14 protein-coding genes are annotated in these 20,329 nt (G+C 60.2%); 9 read left to right on the top strand and 5 right to left on the bottom strand.

All coding sequences use genetic code 11. The features are described from left to right. Positions 1 to 72 precede the first annotated feature (72 nt). A complete protein-coding gene (locus ACYZUA_RS17730; RefSeq protein ID WP_461959912.1) occupies positions 73 to 498 on the bottom strand; it encodes a YciI family protein in 426 nt (141 codons plus the stop codon). A gap of 261 nt (positions 499 to 759) precedes the next feature. On the opposite strand from ACYZUA_RS17730, the gene tpx reads away from it, so the two are divergent. From tpx to ACYZUA_RS17695, 7 genes are all read left to right on the top strand, one after another. Continuing rightward, positions 760 to 1,260, top strand: coding sequence for a thiol peroxidase (gene tpx, locus ACYZUA_RS17725; RefSeq protein WP_008150862.1), 501 nt, complete (start codon positions 760 to 762; stop codon positions 1,258 to 1,260). Positions 1,261 to 1,438: 178 nt separating this feature from the next. After that, positions 1,439 to 2,755 carry an MdtA/MuxA family multidrug efflux RND transporter periplasmic adaptor subunit gene (locus ACYZUA_RS17720; RefSeq protein ID WP_461959911.1) on the top strand — a complete coding sequence of 439 codons (1,317 nt, stop codon included), beginning with the start codon at positions 1,439 to 1,441 and terminating at the stop codon, positions 2,753 to 2,755. Further along, entirely contained in the window at positions 2,752 to 5,856 is a 3,105-nt protein-coding gene (locus tag ACYZUA_RS17715) for an MdtB/MuxB family multidrug efflux RND transporter permease subunit (RefSeq protein ID WP_461959910.1), read from the top strand. Before ACYZUA_RS17720 ends, ACYZUA_RS17715 begins: the two co-directional genes overlap by 4 nt. Next, complete coding sequence (locus ACYZUA_RS17710) at positions 5,853 to 8,960, top strand: efflux RND transporter permease subunit (protein WP_461959909.1); 3,108 nt, start codon at positions 5,853 to 5,855, stop codon at positions 8,958 to 8,960. The genes ACYZUA_RS17715 and ACYZUA_RS17710 overlap by 4 nt, the downstream gene beginning before the upstream one ends. Then, entirely contained in the window at positions 8,957 to 10,438 is a 1,482-nt protein-coding gene (locus ACYZUA_RS17705; RefSeq protein ID WP_461959908.1) for an efflux transporter outer membrane subunit, read from the top strand. Before ACYZUA_RS17710 ends, ACYZUA_RS17705 begins: the two co-directional genes overlap by 4 nt. A gap of 306 nt (positions 10,439 to 10,744) precedes the next feature. Next, positions 10,745 to 12,826: a putative bifunctional diguanylate cyclase/phosphodiesterase gene (locus tag ACYZUA_RS17700; protein WP_461959907.1), complete on the top strand. Its 2,082-nt coding sequence runs from the start codon at positions 10,745 to 10,747 to the stop codon at positions 12,824 to 12,826. 93 nt (positions 12,827 to 12,919) lie between these two features. Further along, a complete protein-coding gene (locus tag ACYZUA_RS17695) occupies positions 12,920 to 13,666 on the top strand; it encodes an SDR family oxidoreductase (protein WP_461959906.1) in 747 nt (248 codons plus the stop codon). A gap of 150 nt (positions 13,667 to 13,816) precedes the next feature. On the opposite strand, the gene mapR is transcribed toward ACYZUA_RS17695, so the two are convergent. The 3 genes from mapR to ACYZUA_RS17680 form a co-directional block, all read right to left on the bottom strand. Beyond that, a complete protein-coding gene (gene mapR, locus ACYZUA_RS17690; protein ID WP_461959905.1) occupies positions 13,817 to 15,226 on the bottom strand; it encodes a GntR family transcriptional regulator MpaR in 1,410 nt (469 codons plus the stop codon). Between the two features lie 184 nt (positions 15,227 to 15,410). After that, positions 15,411 to 16,856 (bottom strand): cytochrome c oxidase accessory protein CcoG, encoded by a 1,446-nt coding sequence (gene ccoG, locus ACYZUA_RS17685; protein ID WP_461959904.1) that lies wholly within the window; start codon positions 16,854 to 16,856, stop codon positions 15,411 to 15,413. 195 nt (positions 16,857 to 17,051) lie between these two features. Further along, positions 17,052 to 17,285 (bottom strand): DUF3203 family protein, encoded by a 234-nt coding sequence (locus ACYZUA_RS17680; RefSeq protein ID WP_461959903.1) that lies wholly within the window; start codon positions 17,283 to 17,285, stop codon positions 17,052 to 17,054. Positions 17,286 to 17,422: 137 nt separating this feature from the next. On the opposite strand from ACYZUA_RS17680, the gene ACYZUA_RS17675 reads away from it, so the two are divergent. Next, entirely contained in the window at positions 17,423 to 17,929 is a 507-nt protein-coding gene (locus ACYZUA_RS17675; protein ID WP_461959902.1) for an MgtC/SapB family protein, read from the top strand. Between the two features lies 1 nt (position 17,930). Here ACYZUA_RS17675 and ACYZUA_RS17670 read toward each other — a convergent pair whose 3' ends face one another. Beyond that, positions 17,931 to 18,098, bottom strand: coding sequence for a hypothetical protein (locus ACYZUA_RS17670; RefSeq protein WP_461959901.1), 168 nt, complete (start codon positions 18,096 to 18,098; stop codon positions 17,931 to 17,933). A gap of 231 nt (positions 18,099 to 18,329) precedes the next feature. On the opposite strand from ACYZUA_RS17670, the gene ACYZUA_RS17665 reads away from it, so the two are divergent. Then, positions 18,330 to 20,327 carry an alpha-1,4-glucan--maltose-1-phosphate maltosyltransferase gene (locus ACYZUA_RS17665; protein ID WP_461959900.1) on the top strand — a complete coding sequence of 666 codons (1,998 nt, stop codon included), beginning with the start codon at positions 18,330 to 18,332 and terminating at the stop codon, positions 20,325 to 20,327. The last annotated feature ends 2 nt before the right edge of the window (positions 20,328 to 20,329 follow it).

The following is a 20,329-nucleotide window of genomic DNA, read 5'->3' as shown; positions in this document are numbered from 1 at the left end:
GGTAAGCCTCGCTCCTTTGGGAGACCGACATTTTGATCATTCCCACGCAGGCGCGTGGGAATGATCCGCTATTCAGGGCTTTTTCACCTGCGCACGCAGCCGTTCTTCCTGCTCCCGCAGCTCCGGTGTGAACTCGTCCCCGAAGTCTTCGGCCTCGTACACCTGGCGAATCTCGATCTCGGCGTCGGTGCCCGGCATCGGGTTGGGGCAGCGCTTGACCCACTCGATCGCTTCCTGTTTCGACTTCACCTGCCATATCCAGTAGCCGGCGATCAGCTCCTTGGTTTCGGCGAACGGACCGTCGATCACCGTGCGCTGGTCACCCGAGAAACGCACGCGGGCGCCTTTACTGCTGGGTTGCAGGCCATCGCACTCGATGAGGATGCCGGCTTTGACCAGCTCCTCGTTGTAGTTGCCCATCGCGGTCATCAATTCCTCGCTGGGCATCACACCGGCCTCGGAATCCTGGCTGGCTTTTACAATGATCATGAATCGCATGGTCTTATCTCCGCTGGATGTGAGTGATTCACAGGCTAGTCGAATGGCCGTCGCCTGGATCGACAGCTTCTTACGGAAGATCGCCGAAAAGCAGATTTGTTTCTCGACACTAAACTCGCTATGCGGTGAGGGGGCGGGTTGTATCCAATGTGTGCGACGACACTTCACAATTTGTATCTGGGCATAGGTCGTCGGGCCATTTCGTGGTTAACTTCGGCCTCTTCAAAATTCTCTACAACAACGTTCAGAAGGACTCCGTTCATGGCTCAAGTCACTCTTAAAGGCTCCCCGGTTCAAGTCAACGGCCAACTGCCACAAGCCGGTTCCAAGGCGCCAGCCTTTTCCCTGGTTGCCGGCAATCTGTCCGACGTGACCCTGGCGAGCTTCGCCGGCAAGCGCAAAGTGCTGAACATCTTCCCAAGCGTTGACACCCCGACCTGCGCCACGTCGGTTCGCAAGTTCAACGCCCAGGCCAGTGATGTCGCCAACACTGTCGTGCTGTGCATCTCCGCTGACCTGCCGTTCGCTCAAGCGCGCTTCTGCGGCGCCGAAGGCCTGGAAAACGTACAAAACCTGTCGACCCTGCGCGGTGCCGAGTTCATCGAGAACTACGGCGTGGCCATCGCCGACGGCCCGCTTAAAGGCCTGACCGCCCGTGCCGTCGTGGTTCTGGACGAAAATGACAACGTTCTGCACAGCGAACTGGTCAAGGAAATCGCTGAAGAACCGAACTACGAAGCAGCACTCGCCGTTCTGAAGTAAGCGTCGTTTTACAATTGTTAACGGCCTGGCCCTCTCCAGGCCGTTTTCATTTGTGCTTCAGTGCCTTAGATACATCTCCTGTTACGTAAGCCGAAGGTAAATTGCCGGTAAAGGCGCTTTGCTAATCAGCCTCCAGTGCTTATCGTTCAGCCTCCCGTAGAAGAAGCCCACGCGCCCAATGGTTGATCATTCCATGCAATCCTCCGTTTCCCGTAGTCCCCGTCGCTGGCTGTTTGGCCTGCTTGTCCTGTTGGTCATCGCTGGCCTGTGCTGGAAATTCTGGCCCGCCGGCACTGCCCAAAAAGAGGGCGCAGGGCAAAAAGCCGTTGCCGGGCAAACCGGCAGGGCGGGGGGAATGCGTCCCGGTTTCGGCGGGGCGACCGGGCCGGTTCCAGTGCGTGTCGCGCCAGCGGTCAAGGGTGACTTCCCGCTGTACTACAAGGCGCTGGGCACCGTGACGGCGCTGAACACCATCAATGTGCGCAGCCGCGTCGGAGGTGAGCTGATGAAGATCTCCTTCGAGGAAGGGCAGATGGTCAAGGCTGGCGATCTGCTGGCTGAAATCGACCCGCGTCCTTATCAGAACGCCTTGCTTCAGGCCGAAGGCACGTTGCTGCAGAACCAGGCACAATTGAAAAACGCCCAGGTCGATGTGGAGCGTTATCGCGGGCTGTATCGCGAAGACAGTATCGCCAAGCAGACCCTGGACACCGCCGAAGCGCTGGTGGGCCAGTATCAGGGCACGGTCAAAACCAATCAGGCGGCGGTCAACGACGCCAAGCTCAATCTGGAATTCACCAAGATCCGCGCCCCGATTGCCGGGCGTGTGGGCCTGCGTCAACTGGATGTCGGCAACCTGGTGGCGGCCAACGACACCACCGCGCTGGTGATCATCACCCAGACCCAACCGATCAGCGTTGCCTTCACCTTGCCGGAAAACAGCCTGGAGACCGTGCTGGCCCGTTATCGCACGGGCGCCAAACTGCCCGCCGAAGCCTGGGACCGTGGCGACACCAAGTTGCAGGCCACCGGCGTCTTGCAAAGCCTGGACAACCAGATCGACGTCACCACCGGGACCCTGAAATTCAAGGCTCGTTACGAGAATCGTGATCAAGCGCTGTTTCCGAATCAGTTCGTCAACGTCCACCTGCTGGCCGACACCCTCAAAGACGTGGTGCTCGCACCTTCGGCAGCAATTCAGTTCGGCACCAACGGTACGTTTGTCTACGCGTTGGACGGCGACAAGAAAGTCGCGATTCGTCAGTTGAAAGTTGGCGCCAGTGACGGTGAAAACACCGTGATTACCGAAGGCCTGGCGCCTGGGGATCGCGTGGTCCTTGAAGGCACCGACCGCTTGAAGGAGGGCAGCGAAGTGGAAGTGGTCAACGACACCAAGGATGTACCGACCACCCCGACCGGCCACCTGCAAGGCAAATCGGCCGCCACGGCACCTGACGCGACGACCACCGACAAGGTGAAAAAGGGCGGCGCATGAACATCTCGCGGCTGTTCATCCTTCGCCCGGTCGCCACGACCCTGAGCATGCTGGCCATTATCCTGGCCGGTGTGATCGCCTATCGGCTGTTGCCGGTGTCGGCATTGCCTCAGGTCGATTACCCGACCATCCGCGTCATGACGCTGTACCCCGGCGCGAGCCCGGATGTAATGACCAGCGCCGTGACCGCGCCCCTTGAGCGTCAATTCGGGCAGATGCCCGGCCTGACCCAGATGGCTTCGACCAGTTCCGGCGGCGCTTCAGTGCTGACCCTGCGTTTCAGCCTCGACATCAACATGGACGTTGCCGAGCAGCAAGTGCAGGCGGCGATCAACGCCGCGACCAATTTGCTGCCCAAGGACCTGCCGGCGCCGCCGGTGTACAACAAGGTCAACCCGGCGGACACCCCGGTGCTGACGCTGGCCATCACCTCCAAGACCATGCTGCTGCCCAAGCTCAATGACTTGGTCGACACGCGCATGGCGCAAAAAATTGCCCAGATCAGCGGCGTCGGCATGGTCAGCATTGCCGGCGGCCAGCGTCAGGCTGTGCGGATCAAGGTCAACCCCGAAGCCCTGGCGGCCAACGGCTTGAACCTCTCCGACGTACGCACCTTGATCGGCGCGTCCAACGTCAACCAGCCCAAGGGCAATTTCGATGGCCCGACCCGGGTGTCGATGCTCGATGCAAACGATCAACTGACCTCGCCCAAGGACTACGCCAACCTGATTCTCGCCTACGCCAACGGCGCGCCGTTGCGGTTGAAGGACGTGGCAGAGATCGTCGATGGCGCGGAAAACGAACGTCTGGCGGCGTGGGCCAACGAAAGTCAGGCCGTGCTGCTGAACATCCAGCGTCAGCCTGGCGCCAACGTCATCGAAGTGGTCGACCGGATCAAAGCCCTGTTGCCGAGCATCACCGACAACCTGCCGGCCGGTCTCGAAGTCACTGTGCTGACCGACCGCACCCAGACCATCCGCGCCTCGGTCACCGACGTGCAGCACGAATTGTTGATCGCCATTGCGCTGGTCGTGATGGTGACCTTCCTGTTCCTGCGTCGGGCCAGCGCCACGATCATTCCGTCGGTCGCGGTCCCACTGTCGCTGATCGGCACCTTCGGCGTGATGTACCTCGCGGGTTTCTCGGTCAACAACCTGACCCTGATGGCGCTGACCATCGCCACCGGTTTCGTGGTGGACGATGCGATCGTCATGCTGGAAAACATTTCCCGATTTATCGAAGAGGGCGACAGCCCCCTGAATGCGGCGCTCAAGGGCGCCAAACAGATCGGCTTCACCCTGATCTCCCTGACCCTGTCGCTGATCGCGGTGCTGATTCCGCTACTGTTCATGGCCGACGTGGTGGGGCGGTTGTTCCGCGAATTTGCCATCACCCTGGCGGTGGCGATCCTGATTTCCCTGGTGGTGTCCCTGACACTGACGCCAATGATGTGCGCGCGGCTGCTCAAGCGTGAGCCCAAGGAAGCAGAACAGGGCCGTTTCTACCGCTTCAGTGGCGCCGCAATTGATTGGATGATTGCGGCTTACGGGCGCAAGTTAAAGTGGGTTCTCAAGCATCAACCGCTGACCCTGATGGTGGCCATCGGCACGCTGGCGTTGACCGTGTTCCTTTACATGGTGGTGCCCAAAGGCTTCTTCCCAGTGCAGGACACCGGGGTGATCCAGGGCATTTCCGAGGCGCCGCAGTCGATTTCCTTTGCGGCGATGAGCGAACGTCAGCAGGAACTGGCCAAAGTGATCCTGGCAGATCCGGCGGTGGAGAGCCTGTCGTCCTACATCGGCGTCGACGGTGACAACTCGACGCTGAACAGCGGTCGTCTGCTGATCAACCTCAAGTCCCACAGCAATCGCGACCTCAGCGCCACCGAGGTGATCGCGCGCCTGCAACCGGAACTGGACAAGCTCACCGGCATACGCCTGTTCATGCAGCCGGTGCAGGACCTGACCATCGAAGACCGCGTCAGCCGGACTCAATACCAATTCAGCATGTCGTCGCCGGATTCCGTGCTGCTCAGTCTGTGGAGCGGTCGTCTGGTGGATGCGCTGGCCCAACGGCCGGAGCTGACCGACGTTGCCAGCGATTTGCAGGATAAAGGCCTGCAGGTGTATCTGGTGATTGACCGCGATGCGGCGTCGCGGGTCGGTGTGTCGGTGTCGAACATCACCGATGCGCTGTACGACGCCTTCGGTCAGCGGCAGATTTCCACCATCTACACCCAGGCCAGCCAATACCGCGTGGTGCTGCAATCGCAGGCCGGCGAGAAGATCGGGCCGGATGCGCTGAACCAGATTCACGTGAAAACCACCGACGGCGGGCAAGTGCGCCTGTCCAGCCTGGCGCATATCGAGGAGCGTCAGGCGCAACTGGCGATCACTCATATCGGTCAGTTCCCGGCAGTGATGATGTCGTTCAACCTCGCGCCCGGCGTGGCGCTGGGGCATGCGGTGGAAATCATCGACCAGGTGCAGAAAGACATCGGCATGCCGATCGGCGTGCAGACCCAGTTCCAGGGCGCGGCGGAGGCATTCCAGGCCTCGCTGTCGAGCACCTTGCTGCTGATTCTGGCGGCGGTTGTCACCATGTACATCGTGCTCGGCGTGCTTTACGAGAGCTACATACACCCGATCACCATTCTCTCGACCTTGCCCTCGGCGGCGGTCGGCGCCTTGCTGGCGTTGCTGTTGAGTGGCAATGACCTGGGCATGATCGCGATCATCGGCATCATTTTGTTGATCGGTATCGTGAAAAAGAACGCGATCATGATGATCGACTTCGCCCTCGACGCTGAACGCAATCAGGGCATGGACCCGGAAACGGCAATCTATCAGGCGGCGCTGCTGCGTTTCCGGCCGATTCTGATGACCACACTGGCCGCGTTGTTCGGCGCAGTGCCGCTGATGCTGGCGACCGGTTCCGGCGCGGAACTGCGTCAACCGTTGGGGCTGGTGATGGTGGGTGGCTTGTTGGTGAGTCAGGTGCTGACGCTGTTTACCACTCCGGTCATCTACCTGTATTTCGACCGCCTCGGTCGGCGCTGGGGTCGCAAGCCTGAAGCCGTGGAAGCGGCAGAACAGCCATGAACCTGTCCGGACCTTTCATCAAGCGCCCGGTCGCGACGATGTTGCTGAGCCTGGCGATCATGCTGCTGGGTGGCGTGAGCTTCGGCCTGTTGCCGGTGGCGCCGCTGCCGCAGATGGATTTCCCGGTGATCGTGGTCCAGGCGAGTCTGCCCGGTGCGAGCCCGGAGGTCATGGCCTCGACCGTGGCCACGCCGCTGGAACGCTCTTTCGGCGCCATCGCCGGGGTCAACACCATGAGCAGCCGCTCCAGCCAGGGCTCGACCCGGGTGATTTTGCAGTTCGACCTGGACCGCGACATCAACGGCGCGGCGCGGGAAGTGCAGGCGGCAATCAACGCCTCGCGCAATTTGCTGCCGAGCGGGATGCGCAGCATGCCGACCTACAAGAAGATCAACCCGTCCCAGGCGCCGGTCATGGTGCTGTCGCTGACCTCCGACGTACTGGAAAAAGGCCAGCTCTACGATTTGGCCTCGACGATTCTGTCCCAGAGTGTGTCTCAGGTGCAGGGTGTCGGCGAAGTGCAGATCGGCGGCAGTTCCTTGCCGGCGGTGCGCATCGAACTTGAACCGCAGGCGCTCAACCAGTACGGCGTGGCGCTGGACGATGTGCGCAACACCATCGCCAACGCCAACGTGCGCCGGCCCAAGGGCTCCGTCGAAGACGGCCAGCGACTGTGGCAGGTTCAGGCCAACGATCAACTGGAAAAAGCCAAGGATTACGAGTCGCTGATCATTCACTACGCGGACGGCGCGGCCTTGCGCCTGAAGGATGTGGCCAAGGTCAGCGACGGCGTCGAAGACCGCTACAACAGTGGTTTCTTCAACAACGACGCGGCGGTACTGCTGGTGATCAACCGCCAGGCCGGCGCCAACATCATCGAGACGGTCAACGAAATCAAGGCTCAACTGCCGGCGTTGCAGGCCGTGTTGCCGGCCAGCGTCAAACTGAACGTGGCGATGGACCGGTCGCCGGTGATCAAGGCGACCTTGCACGAAGCGGAAATGACCCTGCTGATTGCCGTGGCGCTGGTGATTCTGGTGGTGTTCCTGTTCCTCGGTAACTTCCGCGCCTCGTTGATTCCGACCCTTGCGGTGCCTGTGTCGCTGGTCGGCACCTTTGCGGTGATGTACCTCTATGGTTTCTCCCTGAACAACCTGTCGTTGATGGCGCTGATTCTGGCCACCGGGCTGGTGGTGGACGACGCCATTGTGGTGCTTGAGAACATTTCCCGGCACATCGATAAAGGCGTACCGCCAATGAAGGCCGCATACCTGGGTGCGCAGGAAGTCGGCTTTACCTTACTGTCGATGAACGCCTCGCTGGTGGCGGTGTTCCTGTCGATCCTGTTTATGGGCGGGATCGTCGAAAGCCTGTTTCGCGAGTTTTCCATCACGTTGGCGGCGTCCATCGTGGTGTCGCTGGTGGTCTCGCTGACGCTGACGCCGATGCTCTGCGCCCGCTGGCTCAAACCGCATACACCGGGTGAGGAAAACCGTTTGCAGCGCTGGAGTCAGCGCGCCAACGAGTGGATGGTCGGCAAATACGCCACAAGCCTTGACTGGGTGCTGCGTCATCGCCGGTTGACCTTACTTAGCTTGATTGTGACAATCGGCGTTAACATTGCACTGTATGTCGTTGTTCCTAAAACATTTATGCCTCAGCAGGACACTGGTCAGCTGATCGGTTTTGTGCGCGGCGACGATGGGTTGTCGTTCAGCGTGATGCAGCCAAAAATGGAAACCTTCCGCCGCGCCGTGCTCAAGGATGACGCGGTGCAAAGCGTCGCCGGCTTCATTGGCGGCACCAACGGCACCAACAACGCCTTCATGCTGGTGCGGCTGAAACCGATCAAGGAACGCAACATTTCTGCGCAAAAGGTCATTGAACGCCTGCGTAAGGAAATGCCCAAGGTCGCCGGTGCGCAGTTGATGCTGATGGCCGATCAGGACCTGCAGTTTGGTGGCGGTCGTGAACAGTCCACGTCGCAGTATTCCTACATCCTGCAAAGCGCCGACCTTGGCGAGTTGCGCGAGTGGTACCCGAAAGTCGTTACCGCACTCAAGGCTTTGCCGGAGCTGACCGCGATTGACGCCCGTGAAGGGCGCGGCGCCCAGCAGGTGACCCTGATCGTCGATCGTGATCAGGCCAAACGCCTGGGCGTCGACATGGACATGGTCACCGCGGTGCTGAACAACGCCTATAGCCAGCGGCAGATTTCGACGATTTACGACAGCCTTAACCAGTATCAAGTGGTGATGGAGGTCAATCCGAAATATGCCCAGGACCCGATCACCCTCAAACAGGTTCAGGTGATCACCGCCGACGGCGCGCGGATTCCGCTCTCGACTATCGCTCATTACGAAAACAGCCTGGAAGACGACCGCGTCAGCCACGAAGGCCAGTTCGCCTCCGAGAGCATTTCCTTCGACATGGCTGAAGGCGTGACGGTGGAGCAGGGCTCGGCGGCCATCGAGCGGGCCATCGCCAAATTGGGCATGCCGGAAGACGTGATCGTGAAAATGGCCGGCACCGCCGACGCCTTCGCCGCGACCCAGAAGAGCCAGCCGTGGATGATTCTCGGGGCGCTGGTGGCGGTGTATCTGGTGCTCGGTGTGCTGTATGAAAGCTACATCCATCCGTTGACCATTCTTTCGACCTTGCCGTCGGCCGGGGTCGGCGCATTGCTGTCGATTTACGCGCTGGGCGGTGAGTTCAGCCTGATCTCGTTGCTCGGGTTGTTCCTGCTGATCGGCGTGGTGAAGAAAAACGCCATTCTGATGATCGACCTGGCCTTGCAGCTGGAACGGCATCAGGGCATGGCGCTGCTGGAATCGATTCGCAGCGCTTGCCTGCAACGCCTGCGGCCGATTCTGATGACCACACTGGCGGCGATCCTCGGCGCATTGCCGTTACTGCTGGGCCGCGCCGAAGGTGCGGAAATGCGTCAGCCGCTGGGCCTGACCATCATCGGCGGGCTGATCTTCAGCCAGGTGCTGACCCTTTACACCACTCCGGTGGTTTACCTCTATCTGGACAAACTGCGCCATCGCTTCAACCACTGGCGTGGGGTGCGTACCGATGTTGCTCTGGAAACTCCGCTATGACTGACCATTCGCTTATCACTCTGGCTGCACCGTTGGTAACGGCTCGAGGCTCGCGTTTGTTGAGCCTGGCGCTGTGCGTGGCGATGCTCAGCGCCTGCGCCATTGGCCCGGATTACCAGCGCCCGCAAGCGGCTGCGCCGGCGCAATACAAGGAAGCGGCCGGCTGGCGTCAGGCCAATCCCAGTGATTCCCTGGCCCGTGGCGCCTGGTGGGAGTTGTATGGCGATCAGCAGCTCAATGGCCTGATCGAAAAACTCAACAGTGCCAACCAGACGGTCGCGCAATCCGAAGCCCAGTACCGTCAGGCCCAGGCCTTGGTACGCAGTGCCCGTGGCGCGTTTTTCCCCACTGTGGACCTGACCGTCGGGAAAAACCGCTCCAGCCAGGGCACCGGCAGCAGCAGTTCGAGCCTGACCAGTTCTTCCAGCGGGATTCGTGACACTTACACCGCGCAGGCCGGAGTCAGTTGGGAGGCCGACGTTTGGGGCAAGTTGCGCCGAGGATTGGAAGCCGACACGGCCAACGCCGAGGCGAGTTATGCCGATCTGGCGGCGATGCGCTTGAGCCAGCAGTCGGAACTGGTGCAGAACTATTTGCAATTGCGGGTGATCGACGAGCAAAAACGCCTGCTGGAAGCGACAGTCGAGGCCTATCAGCGCTCGCTGACAATGACCGAAAACCAATACCGCGCCGGTGTTTCCGGCAAGGATGCGGTGGCGCAGGCTCAGACTCAGCTCAAAAGCACCCAGGCTGACATGGTTGATCTGATCTGGCAGCGCGCCCAATTCGAGAACGCCATCGCCGTACTGATCGGGCTACCGCCGGCCGAGTTCAGCCTGGTTGAAACCAATAACATTCCTGCGTTGCCCGAGATACCGCTGAGCCTGCCTTCGCAATTGCTCGAGCGCCGCCCGGACATCGCCTCCGCCGAACGCTCGGTGATGGCCGCCAATGCCAACATCGGTGTGGCCAAGGCGGCCTATTATCCGGATTTCACCCTGAGTCTGAACGGTGGTTACAGCAGCAGCACCTCTTCCAACTGGATCAGCGTGCCGAACCGCTTCTGGTCGGTCGGACCGCAATTGGCCATGACCTTGTTCGACGGCGGCCAGCGCTCCGCGGAAGTTGACCGCAGTGAAGCGGCCTACGACGAGACCGTGGCCAAGTACCGCCAGACCGTGCTCGATGGCTTCCGTGAAGTGGAAAACTATCTGGTGCAGCTCAAGGTGCTGGAAGACGAAGCGGGCGTGCGCCAGGAAGCACTGGACGCGGCGCGAGAGTCCTTGCGCCTGACCCAGAACCAGTACAAGGCCGGCGTGATCGCTTATCTGGGTGTGGTGGTCGTTCAGGCCACCGCGTTGAACAACGAACGCAGCGTGCTGAGCCTGTTGCAGAGCCGGTTGATTGCCAGTGTGCAGTTGATCGCAGCATTGGGTGGCGGCTGGGATGGAGCGTTGCAAGTAAGTGAAAAAGAGTAGGAACCCATTCCCTGACGGCAACTCGATACTGTGGCGAGGGGATTTAGCGAAACGTCGCACCGCCCCGTTCGGCGGCGAAGCCGTCGTAAAACCTGTATCTGCGGTCTACCTGAAACACCGCATAGTCTGATCTCACGACTGCTTCGCAGCCGAACGGGGATAAATCCCCTCGCCACGTTGCGAGTGTCAACAAGTGTTTCATCGGCTTGATGGCCATTTGCTTATTTTGTCAGTGCGTTCTTTTGCGCAATCAGTACAATCGCCCGATTTGCCCCCCGAGAGCGGAGGGCTGTCACGAGTAGTCTCATGCTTATCGGTAGCTATTCCCCCACGCTGGTTGTCATCTCCCTTTTTGTGGCGATTCTCGCCTCCTATACCGCGCTCGACCTGACCGAACGCATCGCCACGGCCAAGGGCCGGGCTGTGCATTTATGGACGGCTGGCGGCGCGTTTGCCATGGGGGTTGGCGTTTGGTCGATGCATTTCATCGGCATGCTCGCGTTCACACTGCCCATCGATCTCGGTTACGACGTCGGCATCACGTTGCTGTCCTTGCTGACTGGCATCCTGTCCTGCGGCTTTGCCCTGTGGCTGGTCAGTCAGCCAAAATTGCCAGCCTGGCAATTGGCATTCGGCGCACTGGTCATGGGTTCCGGGATCAGCGCGATGCACTACACCGGCATGGCCGCCATGCGTATGCAGCCGGGTATCGATTACGATCCGACGCTATTCGGCGCCTCGCTGCTGATCGCCGTACTCGCCTCGGGCGCTGCGTTGTGGATCGCTTTCCGCCTGCGCCAGCACACACCTTATGTCGGCCTGATCCGTGGCGGTGCGGCGGTGATCATGGGTTTCGCGATCGTCGGCATGCATTACACCGGCATGGCGGCCGCGCGTTTCCCGGATGGCAGCTTCTGTGGCGTGGCCGTCAGCGGCCTGAATGGTAAGGGCCTGGACAATCTGGTGCTGATCACCACCCTGGCAGTGTTGAGCCTTGCCTTGTTGACCTCGATCCTCGATGCGCGCCTTGAGGCCCGCACCGCAGGCCTTGCCCACTCATTGACCGAGGCCAACCGCGAACTGACCCAACTGGCCCTGCATGACACCCTGACCGGCCTGCCGAATCGCGTGTTGCTGGCTGACCGCATCGATCAGGCGATGTCGATGGTGCAGGAACAGGGCGGTTGTTTCGCGCTGATGTTCATCGATCTGGACGGTTTCAAACCCGTCAACGATGCCTTCGGTCACCATATGGGCGATCTGTTGTTGCGTGAGGTCGGCTTGCGCTTGCGCGAGGATTTGCGCAGCCATGACACCCTGGCGCGGATCGGCGGTGATGAGTTCGTTTTACTGGTGCAACTCGGCGAGCAGAATGACGCATTGAACCTGGCGGCCCGTCAGGTCGGGCTGATCGGGCGTTCGTTCCGGGTCGGCGAACATGACTTGCAGATTTCCGCGAGCGTCGGCATCGCGATTTTTCCAGGCAACGGTGAAACCGCCGAGGAATTACTGATGAACGCTGACGCGGCGATGTACCACGCCAAGGGCACCGGTAAAAACGGCTACAGCTTCTTCGATGCCTCGATGAACAGCAACGCGCGCAAACAGCTGCAGTTATTGCAGGACTTGCGTATCGCCATTGATCAGCAGCAATTCCGTCTCTATTACCAACCCAAGTTCGACGCCAACAACGGCCGGCCGGTCGGTGCCGAGGCGTTGCTGCGCTGGGTGCATCCGACCCAGGGCATGCTGCTGCCGGACAAGTTCATCGAACTGGCGGAAAAAACCGGGCTGATCATTCCGATTGGCGAGTGGGTGCTCAACGAAGCCTGCCGTCAGATGCGTGAGTGGTACGTGCTCGGATACACCGACTGGCGCATCGCGGTGAACCTTTCAGCCTTGCAGTTCTGCCATGCGGGTCTGGTCCAGAGCGTCGCCAAAGCCTTGGCCACTCACCACTTGCCGGCCAACAGCCTGACCCTCGAGATCACGGAAACCACCGCCATGAGCGATGCCGATGCGAGCATGACGGTGCTTCAGGAGCTTTCGACAATGGGTGTCGACCTGTCGATCGACGACTTTGGCACCGGCTATTCGAGCTTGATGTACCTCAAGCGCTTGCCGGCCAACGAACTGAAAATCGACCGTGGTTTTGTCCGCGATCTGGAACGTGACAGCGATGACGCCGCCATCGTTTCCGCCATCGTTGCTCTCGGCCAGGCACTGGGGTTGCGGATCGTTGCGGAAGGGGTGGAGACCGACTCGCAGCAAGACTTCCTGACGCAACTCGGTTGTGATTCGCTGCAGGGCTATCTGCTCGGGCACCCGCTGCCGGCCGACCGCTTCATGGTGGATATTCTGCGTGCAGAGCAATTGGCGGTGAGCTGAGAACACTGTGATTGATGTGAGCCCATGCAAAAGCCAGCGATGGCGGTTATTCTTGGCCCCGACTGCTAACGCTTGGAATGGGGGATATTTCGCATGGACAAAGTTATCGTCATCACTGGCGGCAGCCGCGGTATCGGCGCCGCCACAGCCCTGTTGGCCGCCGAACAAGGCTATCGGATCTGCATCAACTACCTGGCTGACGAATCGGCTGCGCAAACTGTGCTGGAACAAGTCCGTGCCCTCGGCGCCCAAGCCATCGCAGTGCGCGCCGACGTCAGCATCGAAGATGAAGTGATCGCGCTGTTCCACCGCGTGGACACTGAGTTGGGCCGGGTCACGGCACTGGTGAACAACGCCGGCACCGTCGGGCAAAAGTCCCGGATCGATGAAATGTCCGAGTTCCGTATTCTCAAAATCCTCAGAACCAACGTCCTGGCGCCGATCCTCTGCGCCAAACACGCGATCCTGCGCATGTCGCCCAAGCATGGCGGGCAGGGCGGCAGCATCGTTAACGTGTCCTCGGTGGCCTCACGCCTGGGCGCGCCAAGTGAATACGTTGATTACGCAGCGTCGAAAGGTGCGCTGGATACGTTCACCATCGGCCTGTCCAAAGAAGTGGCCGGCGAAGGCATCCGCGTCAACGCGGTGCGCCCGGGTTACATCTACACCGATTTCCACGCATTGAGCGGCGACCCGGATCGGGTCAGCAAACTGGAATCGGCGATTCCGATGGCTCGGGGCGGGCGGCCGGATGAAGTGGCTGAGGCGATTGTGTGGTTGCTGTCGGACAAGGCTTCCTATGCGACCGGAACATTCGTCGACCTCGGCGGCGGGCGTTAACCCTTCAGATTTGCACTGTTTGGTCTGGCCTCATCGCGAGCAGGCTCGCTCCCACAGGGATTGGTGTTGTTCACAATTATTGTGTTCACATCCATCCAATGTGGGAGCGAGCCTGCTCGCGAAGGCGGTAGACCAGACGCCATCAAACCTTCAGAACGACCGCACAATCCGCCCCAACGTCTCCATCGCCTTCTCGGCTGTCTCATCCCAAGGACTGCCGTAATTCAGCCGAATGCAATTCCTGAAGCGCTGGGTCGGTGAAAAGATCGGCCCGGGCGCAATGCTGATCCCTTGCGCCAAGGCCATTTGAAACAACTTCAGCGAATCCATCTGCGGTGGCAATTCCAGCCACAGGAAATAACCACCGACCGGTTGGCTGACGCGGGTTTGCGCCGGGAAGTAGCGCGCGATAGCGGCGAGCATGGCGCTTTGCTGTTCTTCCAGGGCGTAGCGCAGTTTTCGCAAGTGCCGGTCGTAGCCGCCGTGTTGCAGGTAATCGGCAATGGCCGCCTGGGCCGGCATCGACGCGCACAGCGACGTCATGAGTTTCAGCCGTTCGATCTTCTTCGCATAACGCCCGGCGGCGACCCAACCGATGCGGTAGCCGGGGGCCAGGCTTTTGGCGAACGAACCGCAATGCATCACCAGCCCTTCGGTATCAAAGGACTTGGCCGGTTTCGGCGCCTGTTGGCCGTAATACAGCTCTGCGTAGACATCGTCTTCGATCAGCGGCACTTGATGGCTGCGCAAAAGCTCAACCAGTTCCTGTTTCTTCGCCTCGGGCATCGTCGCGCCCATCGGGTTCTGGAAACTGGTCATGCACCAGACAGCCTTGATCGGGTGCCGTGCCAGGGTTTGCGCGAGTACGCCAAGGTCGATGCCATCGCGCGGATGCACAGGGATTTCTAAGGCTTTGAGCTTCAGCCGCTCCAGTATTTGCAGGCACGCGTAAAACGCCGGGGCTTCGATGGCCACCAGATCGCCGGGCTCGGTGACCGCTTGCAGGCACAGGTTCAGCGCTTCCAGTGCACCGTTGGTGATCAGCAGTTCTTCCATGGGCAGCATCAGCCCGCCGACCATGTAGCGCAGGGCGATTTGTCGACGCAGTTGCGGGTTGCCCGGCGACATGTCGGTGACGACCATGCGCGGGTCCATCTCGCGGGCGGCGCTGGCCAGGGAACGGGACAGGCGCTGCAACGGGAACAGGGTCGGGCTTGGGAAGGCCGAGCCGAAGGGCACGGTGTTCGGGTCCTTGATCGAGTCGAGTACCGAAAACACCAGTTCGCTGACGTCGACTTCGGTGGACTCGTTGACCTGGCTGCTGATCACCGGCTCGGAGAAAGGGCTCGGTGCATGCGCATTGACGAAGTAGCCGGAACGCGGGCGAGCGCGGATCAAGCCTCGGCGTTCGAGCAGGTAGTAGGCCTGGAACACCGTGGACGGGCTGACCCCGTAGGTCTGGCTGGCATAGCGCACGGAAGGGACACGCTGGCCGGGGCCGAGAACACCGGAGCGGATCAGTTCAGCGATGTCGTCGGCGAATTTTTCGTAGCGTTTCATCTAAGTCCCGCAATCGAATAGGTTCAATTAGCTGTTGTGGCGAGGGGGCTCTTGTGGCGAGGGGATTTATCCCCGTTCGGTTGCGCAGCAGCCGTAAAACTTTGGGGCCGCTTCGCGGCCCAACGGGGATAAATCCCCTCGCCACAGGGGGCCCGCTTTCCACAGGGCACCGCAGTCTAAGGGATCATCGATTCATCGGCGCAACAAACCGGCTCTTCGCCACGCTATAAATCTCTGGCTCATCGCTGTCGACAATCTTGAAGCTGATCGTCTGCGAACTGCTGCTCGGCCGCTCCGTGGTCATCGCCACCGACACCGGCACATCCACAATCTCACCCGGTGCCAGGCTCAGTTCGGTCTTGCCTTGCAACTGGAAGCCTTCGCCATCGACCAGAGTCAGGCGGTAGTCCTGACGTTGCTGGGTCTTGTTGATGACTTTCAGGCTGTAGATGTTTTCGATCTGCCCCTGACTGTTCTCGCGGAACAGGCCACGGTCCTTGCTCACGTCCAGCGACACCATCGGCCGCTCCACCAGGGCCTGGGCAAGCGCACCGATCATCACCAACAGGATCGCGACGTAGCCGATCAATCGCGGCCGCAACAAATGAGTTTTGCCACCCTGCAATTGATGCTCGGAGGTGTAGCTGATCAGCCCACGGGCGTAGCCCATTTTGTCCATGATCGAGTCACAGGCGTCGATACACGCGGCGCAGCCGATGCATTCCATCTGCAAGCCGTCGCGGATGTCGATGCCGGTCGGGCAGACCTGCACGCACACCTGGCAGTCGATGCAATCACCGAGGCCGACTTCAGCCGGTGCCACGTCACGTTTGCGCGGGCCACGGTTTTCGCCACGGGCCACGTCGTAGGAGATGGTCAGGGTGTCTTTGTCGAACATCACGCTCTGGAACCGTGCATACGGACACATGTGCATGCACACCGCTTCACGCAGCCAACCGGCGTTGATGTAAGTCGCGCCGGTAAAGAACAGCACCCAAAACAGGCTGACGCCGCCCATCTGCAACGTCAGCAGTTCTTCGGCCAGCGGCCGGATCGGGGTGAAATAGCCGACAAAGGTCAGGCCGGTCAACAGGCTGATGGCCAGCCACAAGGTGTGCTTGGCCGAGCGGCGGATCAGTTTGTTCAGGCCCCAGGGTGCGGCTTGCAGCTTGATCCGTTGGTTGCGTTCGCCTTCGGTGAGCTTCTCGCACCACATGAAGATCCAGGTCCAGGAGCTCTGTGGGCAGGTGTAACCGCACCAGACTCGCCCGGCGAACACGGTGATCGCGAACAGGCCGAACGCGGCAATGATCAGCAGCGCCGACAGCAGGATGAAATCCTGGGGCCAGAAGGTTGCGCCGAAGATGTGGAATTTGCTTTCGGAAAGGTCCCAGAGCACAGCCTGGCGGCCGCCCCAGTTCAACCACACCGTGCCGAAAAACAGCAAAAACAGAAACCCCGCGCCGCTCATGCGCAAGGTGCGGAATAAACCGGTGAAGCTGCGTGTATGGATCAGGTTGTCGCTGGACTTGGCCTTCATCTTTGGACGCGAAGGCTCATAGCTCTGCACTGAAGGGTTCTTTACTAAAGGGGCGGTTTCTACGGTTCGGACGGGGATTCTATCGCTCATGGTCTTTCGCTCATCAGCCTCCATCAGGCCTGAGCACTATGAGCGGTGATCTGTTTGCATAACAGACTCACCTAATGCAATAAAAAGCGGATCAGATGGGCATTGATCCGCTGCCTGCGACAAGTTGATGCACCCGCAGCAGCGGGACGCAGACGCCTATATCAAGCGTCTGCGGGGGTTGTTGATCCGGGTCAGTCAAATCACCGAATCACTGTCGGTGGCCTTCAAATGCCTACGCCCGTCGACTGCGCCTGCTACGGTCAATGCGTCGGCTTCTGCTTCGGTAATGTAGAAGCGCTGGCCATCGAGCTCCACCGCCGACATGGCTTTTTCGGGGTCGGTAATGATGGTGACGTCGGGACACAAACGAATTTCTTCGCCGTTCTCGGTAATGAAGAAGCAGGTCTGGTTTTCGATGCGCACAGTCATGGAGGTATCCTTTTTTCTGCGGGTTCTAAAGTGTTAGGGCACAGCCGAAGATCATCGTTCTGTGCAACCGATTAATGGTCGGCGCGGTCCATCCTCAATAGAGCAACTTTCTATTCAGTCATCACAAGGACAACACCATGAACGCCTGGTGGCATGAGGTTTGGGTGACCCTGCAAGCGGAGTTCGCCGACATTGGCGACGCTTCACAACTGACGCGCATTACCGTGCGCTTGCTGATGGCAGCGGTGTTGGGCGGGATTCTCGGCTTCGAACGCGAGCAGAAGGGCAAGGCCGCCGGGGTGCGCACCCACATGCTGGTGGCCCTCGGCGCCGCGCTGTTCGTGCTGGTGCCGCAAATGTCCGGCTCGCAGGCCGATGCGATGAGTCGGGTGGTGCAGGGCGTGATCGCCGGGATCGGCTTTCTTTGCGCGGGGACTATTCTGAAAAACAACGAGGGCGACGAGGGGCACGTCAAAGGCCTGACCACCGCCGCCGGATTGTGGATGACCGCCGCCATCGGCGTCTCGGCCGGGTTGGGGCGAGAGGCGACGGCGGTGCTCAGCACGTTGCTGGCGTTGGCGATCCTCGGTGTGATGCCCTTCGTTGTGCGAATGATCGACAAGGACAAGGATCAAAATTCGTAAATTACTCCGGTGTAACGATCACCGGCGGAATCGTCTCTGGCGGGTCTTCGCGCGGAGGCGGGGTGGTGCCGGGGGGCTCTTGCTCAGGCACAGGTTCAGGCTCGGTCGGCGGAATGGTCGGGCTGTCGATGTTTGGATCAGGCGTTTCGGCAGGGATCGGAATGCTCATGAAATTCAGCCTCCAGTGGCACATGGCGTAAGTCGTGCTTAAGTGTGTTGACCACCGTGCAAAGGAATTGATTCCGCCGAAAGCCCAGGCAATTTCTCGTGAACTTTTACCGGCGCCAGTCGCTCGGAACCTAAGTGAGTTCATTCCGGGGCGGACGATCCTGCGGGATGGCTACCCTGTCACAAGCCACAGACACAAGAGCGTCCATGGGGCGTTAAGGAGAGATGCTCGATGACTGCTGAAAAACCCACAGAGCTGAACTACAACCCTCATATGCCGCTGTCGCAGGCTTTACTGCTACCGCGCATCGCCATCGAAAACACCATGCCGACCCTTGATGGCGGGCAGTTCGCCGTCAAAGCCATTGTGGGTCAGGACGTGGTGGTGACCAGCAAAGTGTTCGCCGACGGTCACGACAAATTGGCCGTGCGCGTACGCTGGCACGCCGAGGGTGAGGAAACCTGGCAAAGCGAAGTCATGGCCGAGCTGGGCAATAACGGTTGGCAGGGCCAGTTCCGGGTCGCGTGTCAGGGCCGTTATGTGTTTTGCATCGAAGCCTGGATCGATCAGTTCGCCAGCTTCTGTTATGACCTGGAGAAAAAACACGCAGCCAGAGTGCCGATCAGCCTGGAACTGCAGGAAGGACGGACGCAAGTCCAGCAAGCCGCCGAACGCACGGAAGGGCAGCTGAGCGAGCAACTGGCGGCGCTGCACCATGAATTGTCGGGTCTGCTCGAAATCGAGCAGGTCGAGCTGTTTCTGCACCAGCGTAGCGCCGAGCTGATGACGCAGGCCGATCATCGTGCCTATTTGAGCATCAGCCCCGAGTACCCGCTCGACGTCGAGCGGAACCTGGCGCAGTTCGCCAGTTGGTATGAATTGTTTCCGCGTTCGATCACCGACGATCCGGCCCGTCATGGCACCTTCAACGATGTGCATTCGCGGCTGCCGATGATCCAGGACATGGGCTTCGATGTGCTGTACTTCCCGCCGATCCACCCGATCGGCCGCAGTTACCGCAAGGGCCCGAACAACTCCCTGACCGCCGGGCCGGACGATCCGGGCAGTCCGTATGCCATTGGCAGCGAAGAGGGTGGGCATGAGGCGATTCATTCGGAGCTGGGCACGCGCGAAGACTTCCGGCGTCTTGTCGCGGCGGCCGCTGACCACGGACTGGAAATTGCCCTCGACTTCGCGATTCAGTGTTCCCAGGATCACCCGTGGCTGCAGCAGCATCCGGGCTGGTTCAACTGGCGTCCCGACGGCACGATCAAATACGCCGAGAACCCGCCGAAGAAATACCAGGACATCGTCAACGTCGATTTCTATGCCACCGATGCGATTCCGAGTCTGTGGGTCGAGTTGCGCGACATCGTGGTGGGTTGGGTCGAGGAGGGCGTGAAGCTGTTTCGCGTCGACAACCCTCACACCAAACCGCTGCCGTTCTGGCAATGGTTGATCGCTGATGTGCGGGCGCTGTACCCCGAGGTGATCTTCCTGGCCGAAGCCTTCACCACCCCGGCAATGATGGCGCGGTTGGGCAAGGTCGGTTACTCCCAGAGCTACACCTACTTCACCTGGCGCAACAACAAGTCCGAGTTGGCCACTTACTTCACCGAACTCAACGAATCGCCGTGGAGCGAATGTTTCCGGCCGAACTTCTTCGTCAACACACCGGACATCAATCCGGCGTTTTTGCATGAGTCGGGGCGTGCCGGATTTCTGATCCGCGCCGCGCTGGCGACCATGGGCTCTGGTTTGTGGGGCATGTATTCAGGCTTCGAACTGTGCGAAGCGGCACCGGTGCCCGGCAAGGAGGAGTACCTCAATTCCGAGAAGTACGAAATCCGCCCACGGGACTTCAACGCGCCGGGCAACATCATTGCCGAAATCGCCCAGCTCAACCGCATCCGTCGGCAGAACCCGGCACTGCAGACGCATCTGGGCTTGAAGGTCTACAACGCCTGGAACGACAACATTCTGTATTTCGGCAAACGCAGCGCCGATGGCAGCAATTTCATTCTGGTGGCGGTCAGCCTTGATCCGCTTAACGTCCAGGAAGCGAATTTCGAATTGCCGCTGTGGGAAATGGGCTTGCCCGACGACGCCAGCACTCAGGGCGAAGACTTGATGAGCGGTCATCGCTGGACCTGGCACGGCAAGTACCAATTCATGCGGATCGACCCGGCGCATCAACCGTTCGGGATCTGGCGGATCAGCATTTCCTGAGA

This window comes from Pseudomonas sp. LS2P72 (genome assembly GCF_054897865.1).
This window is presented reverse-complemented; position numbering and strand designations above follow the sequence as displayed.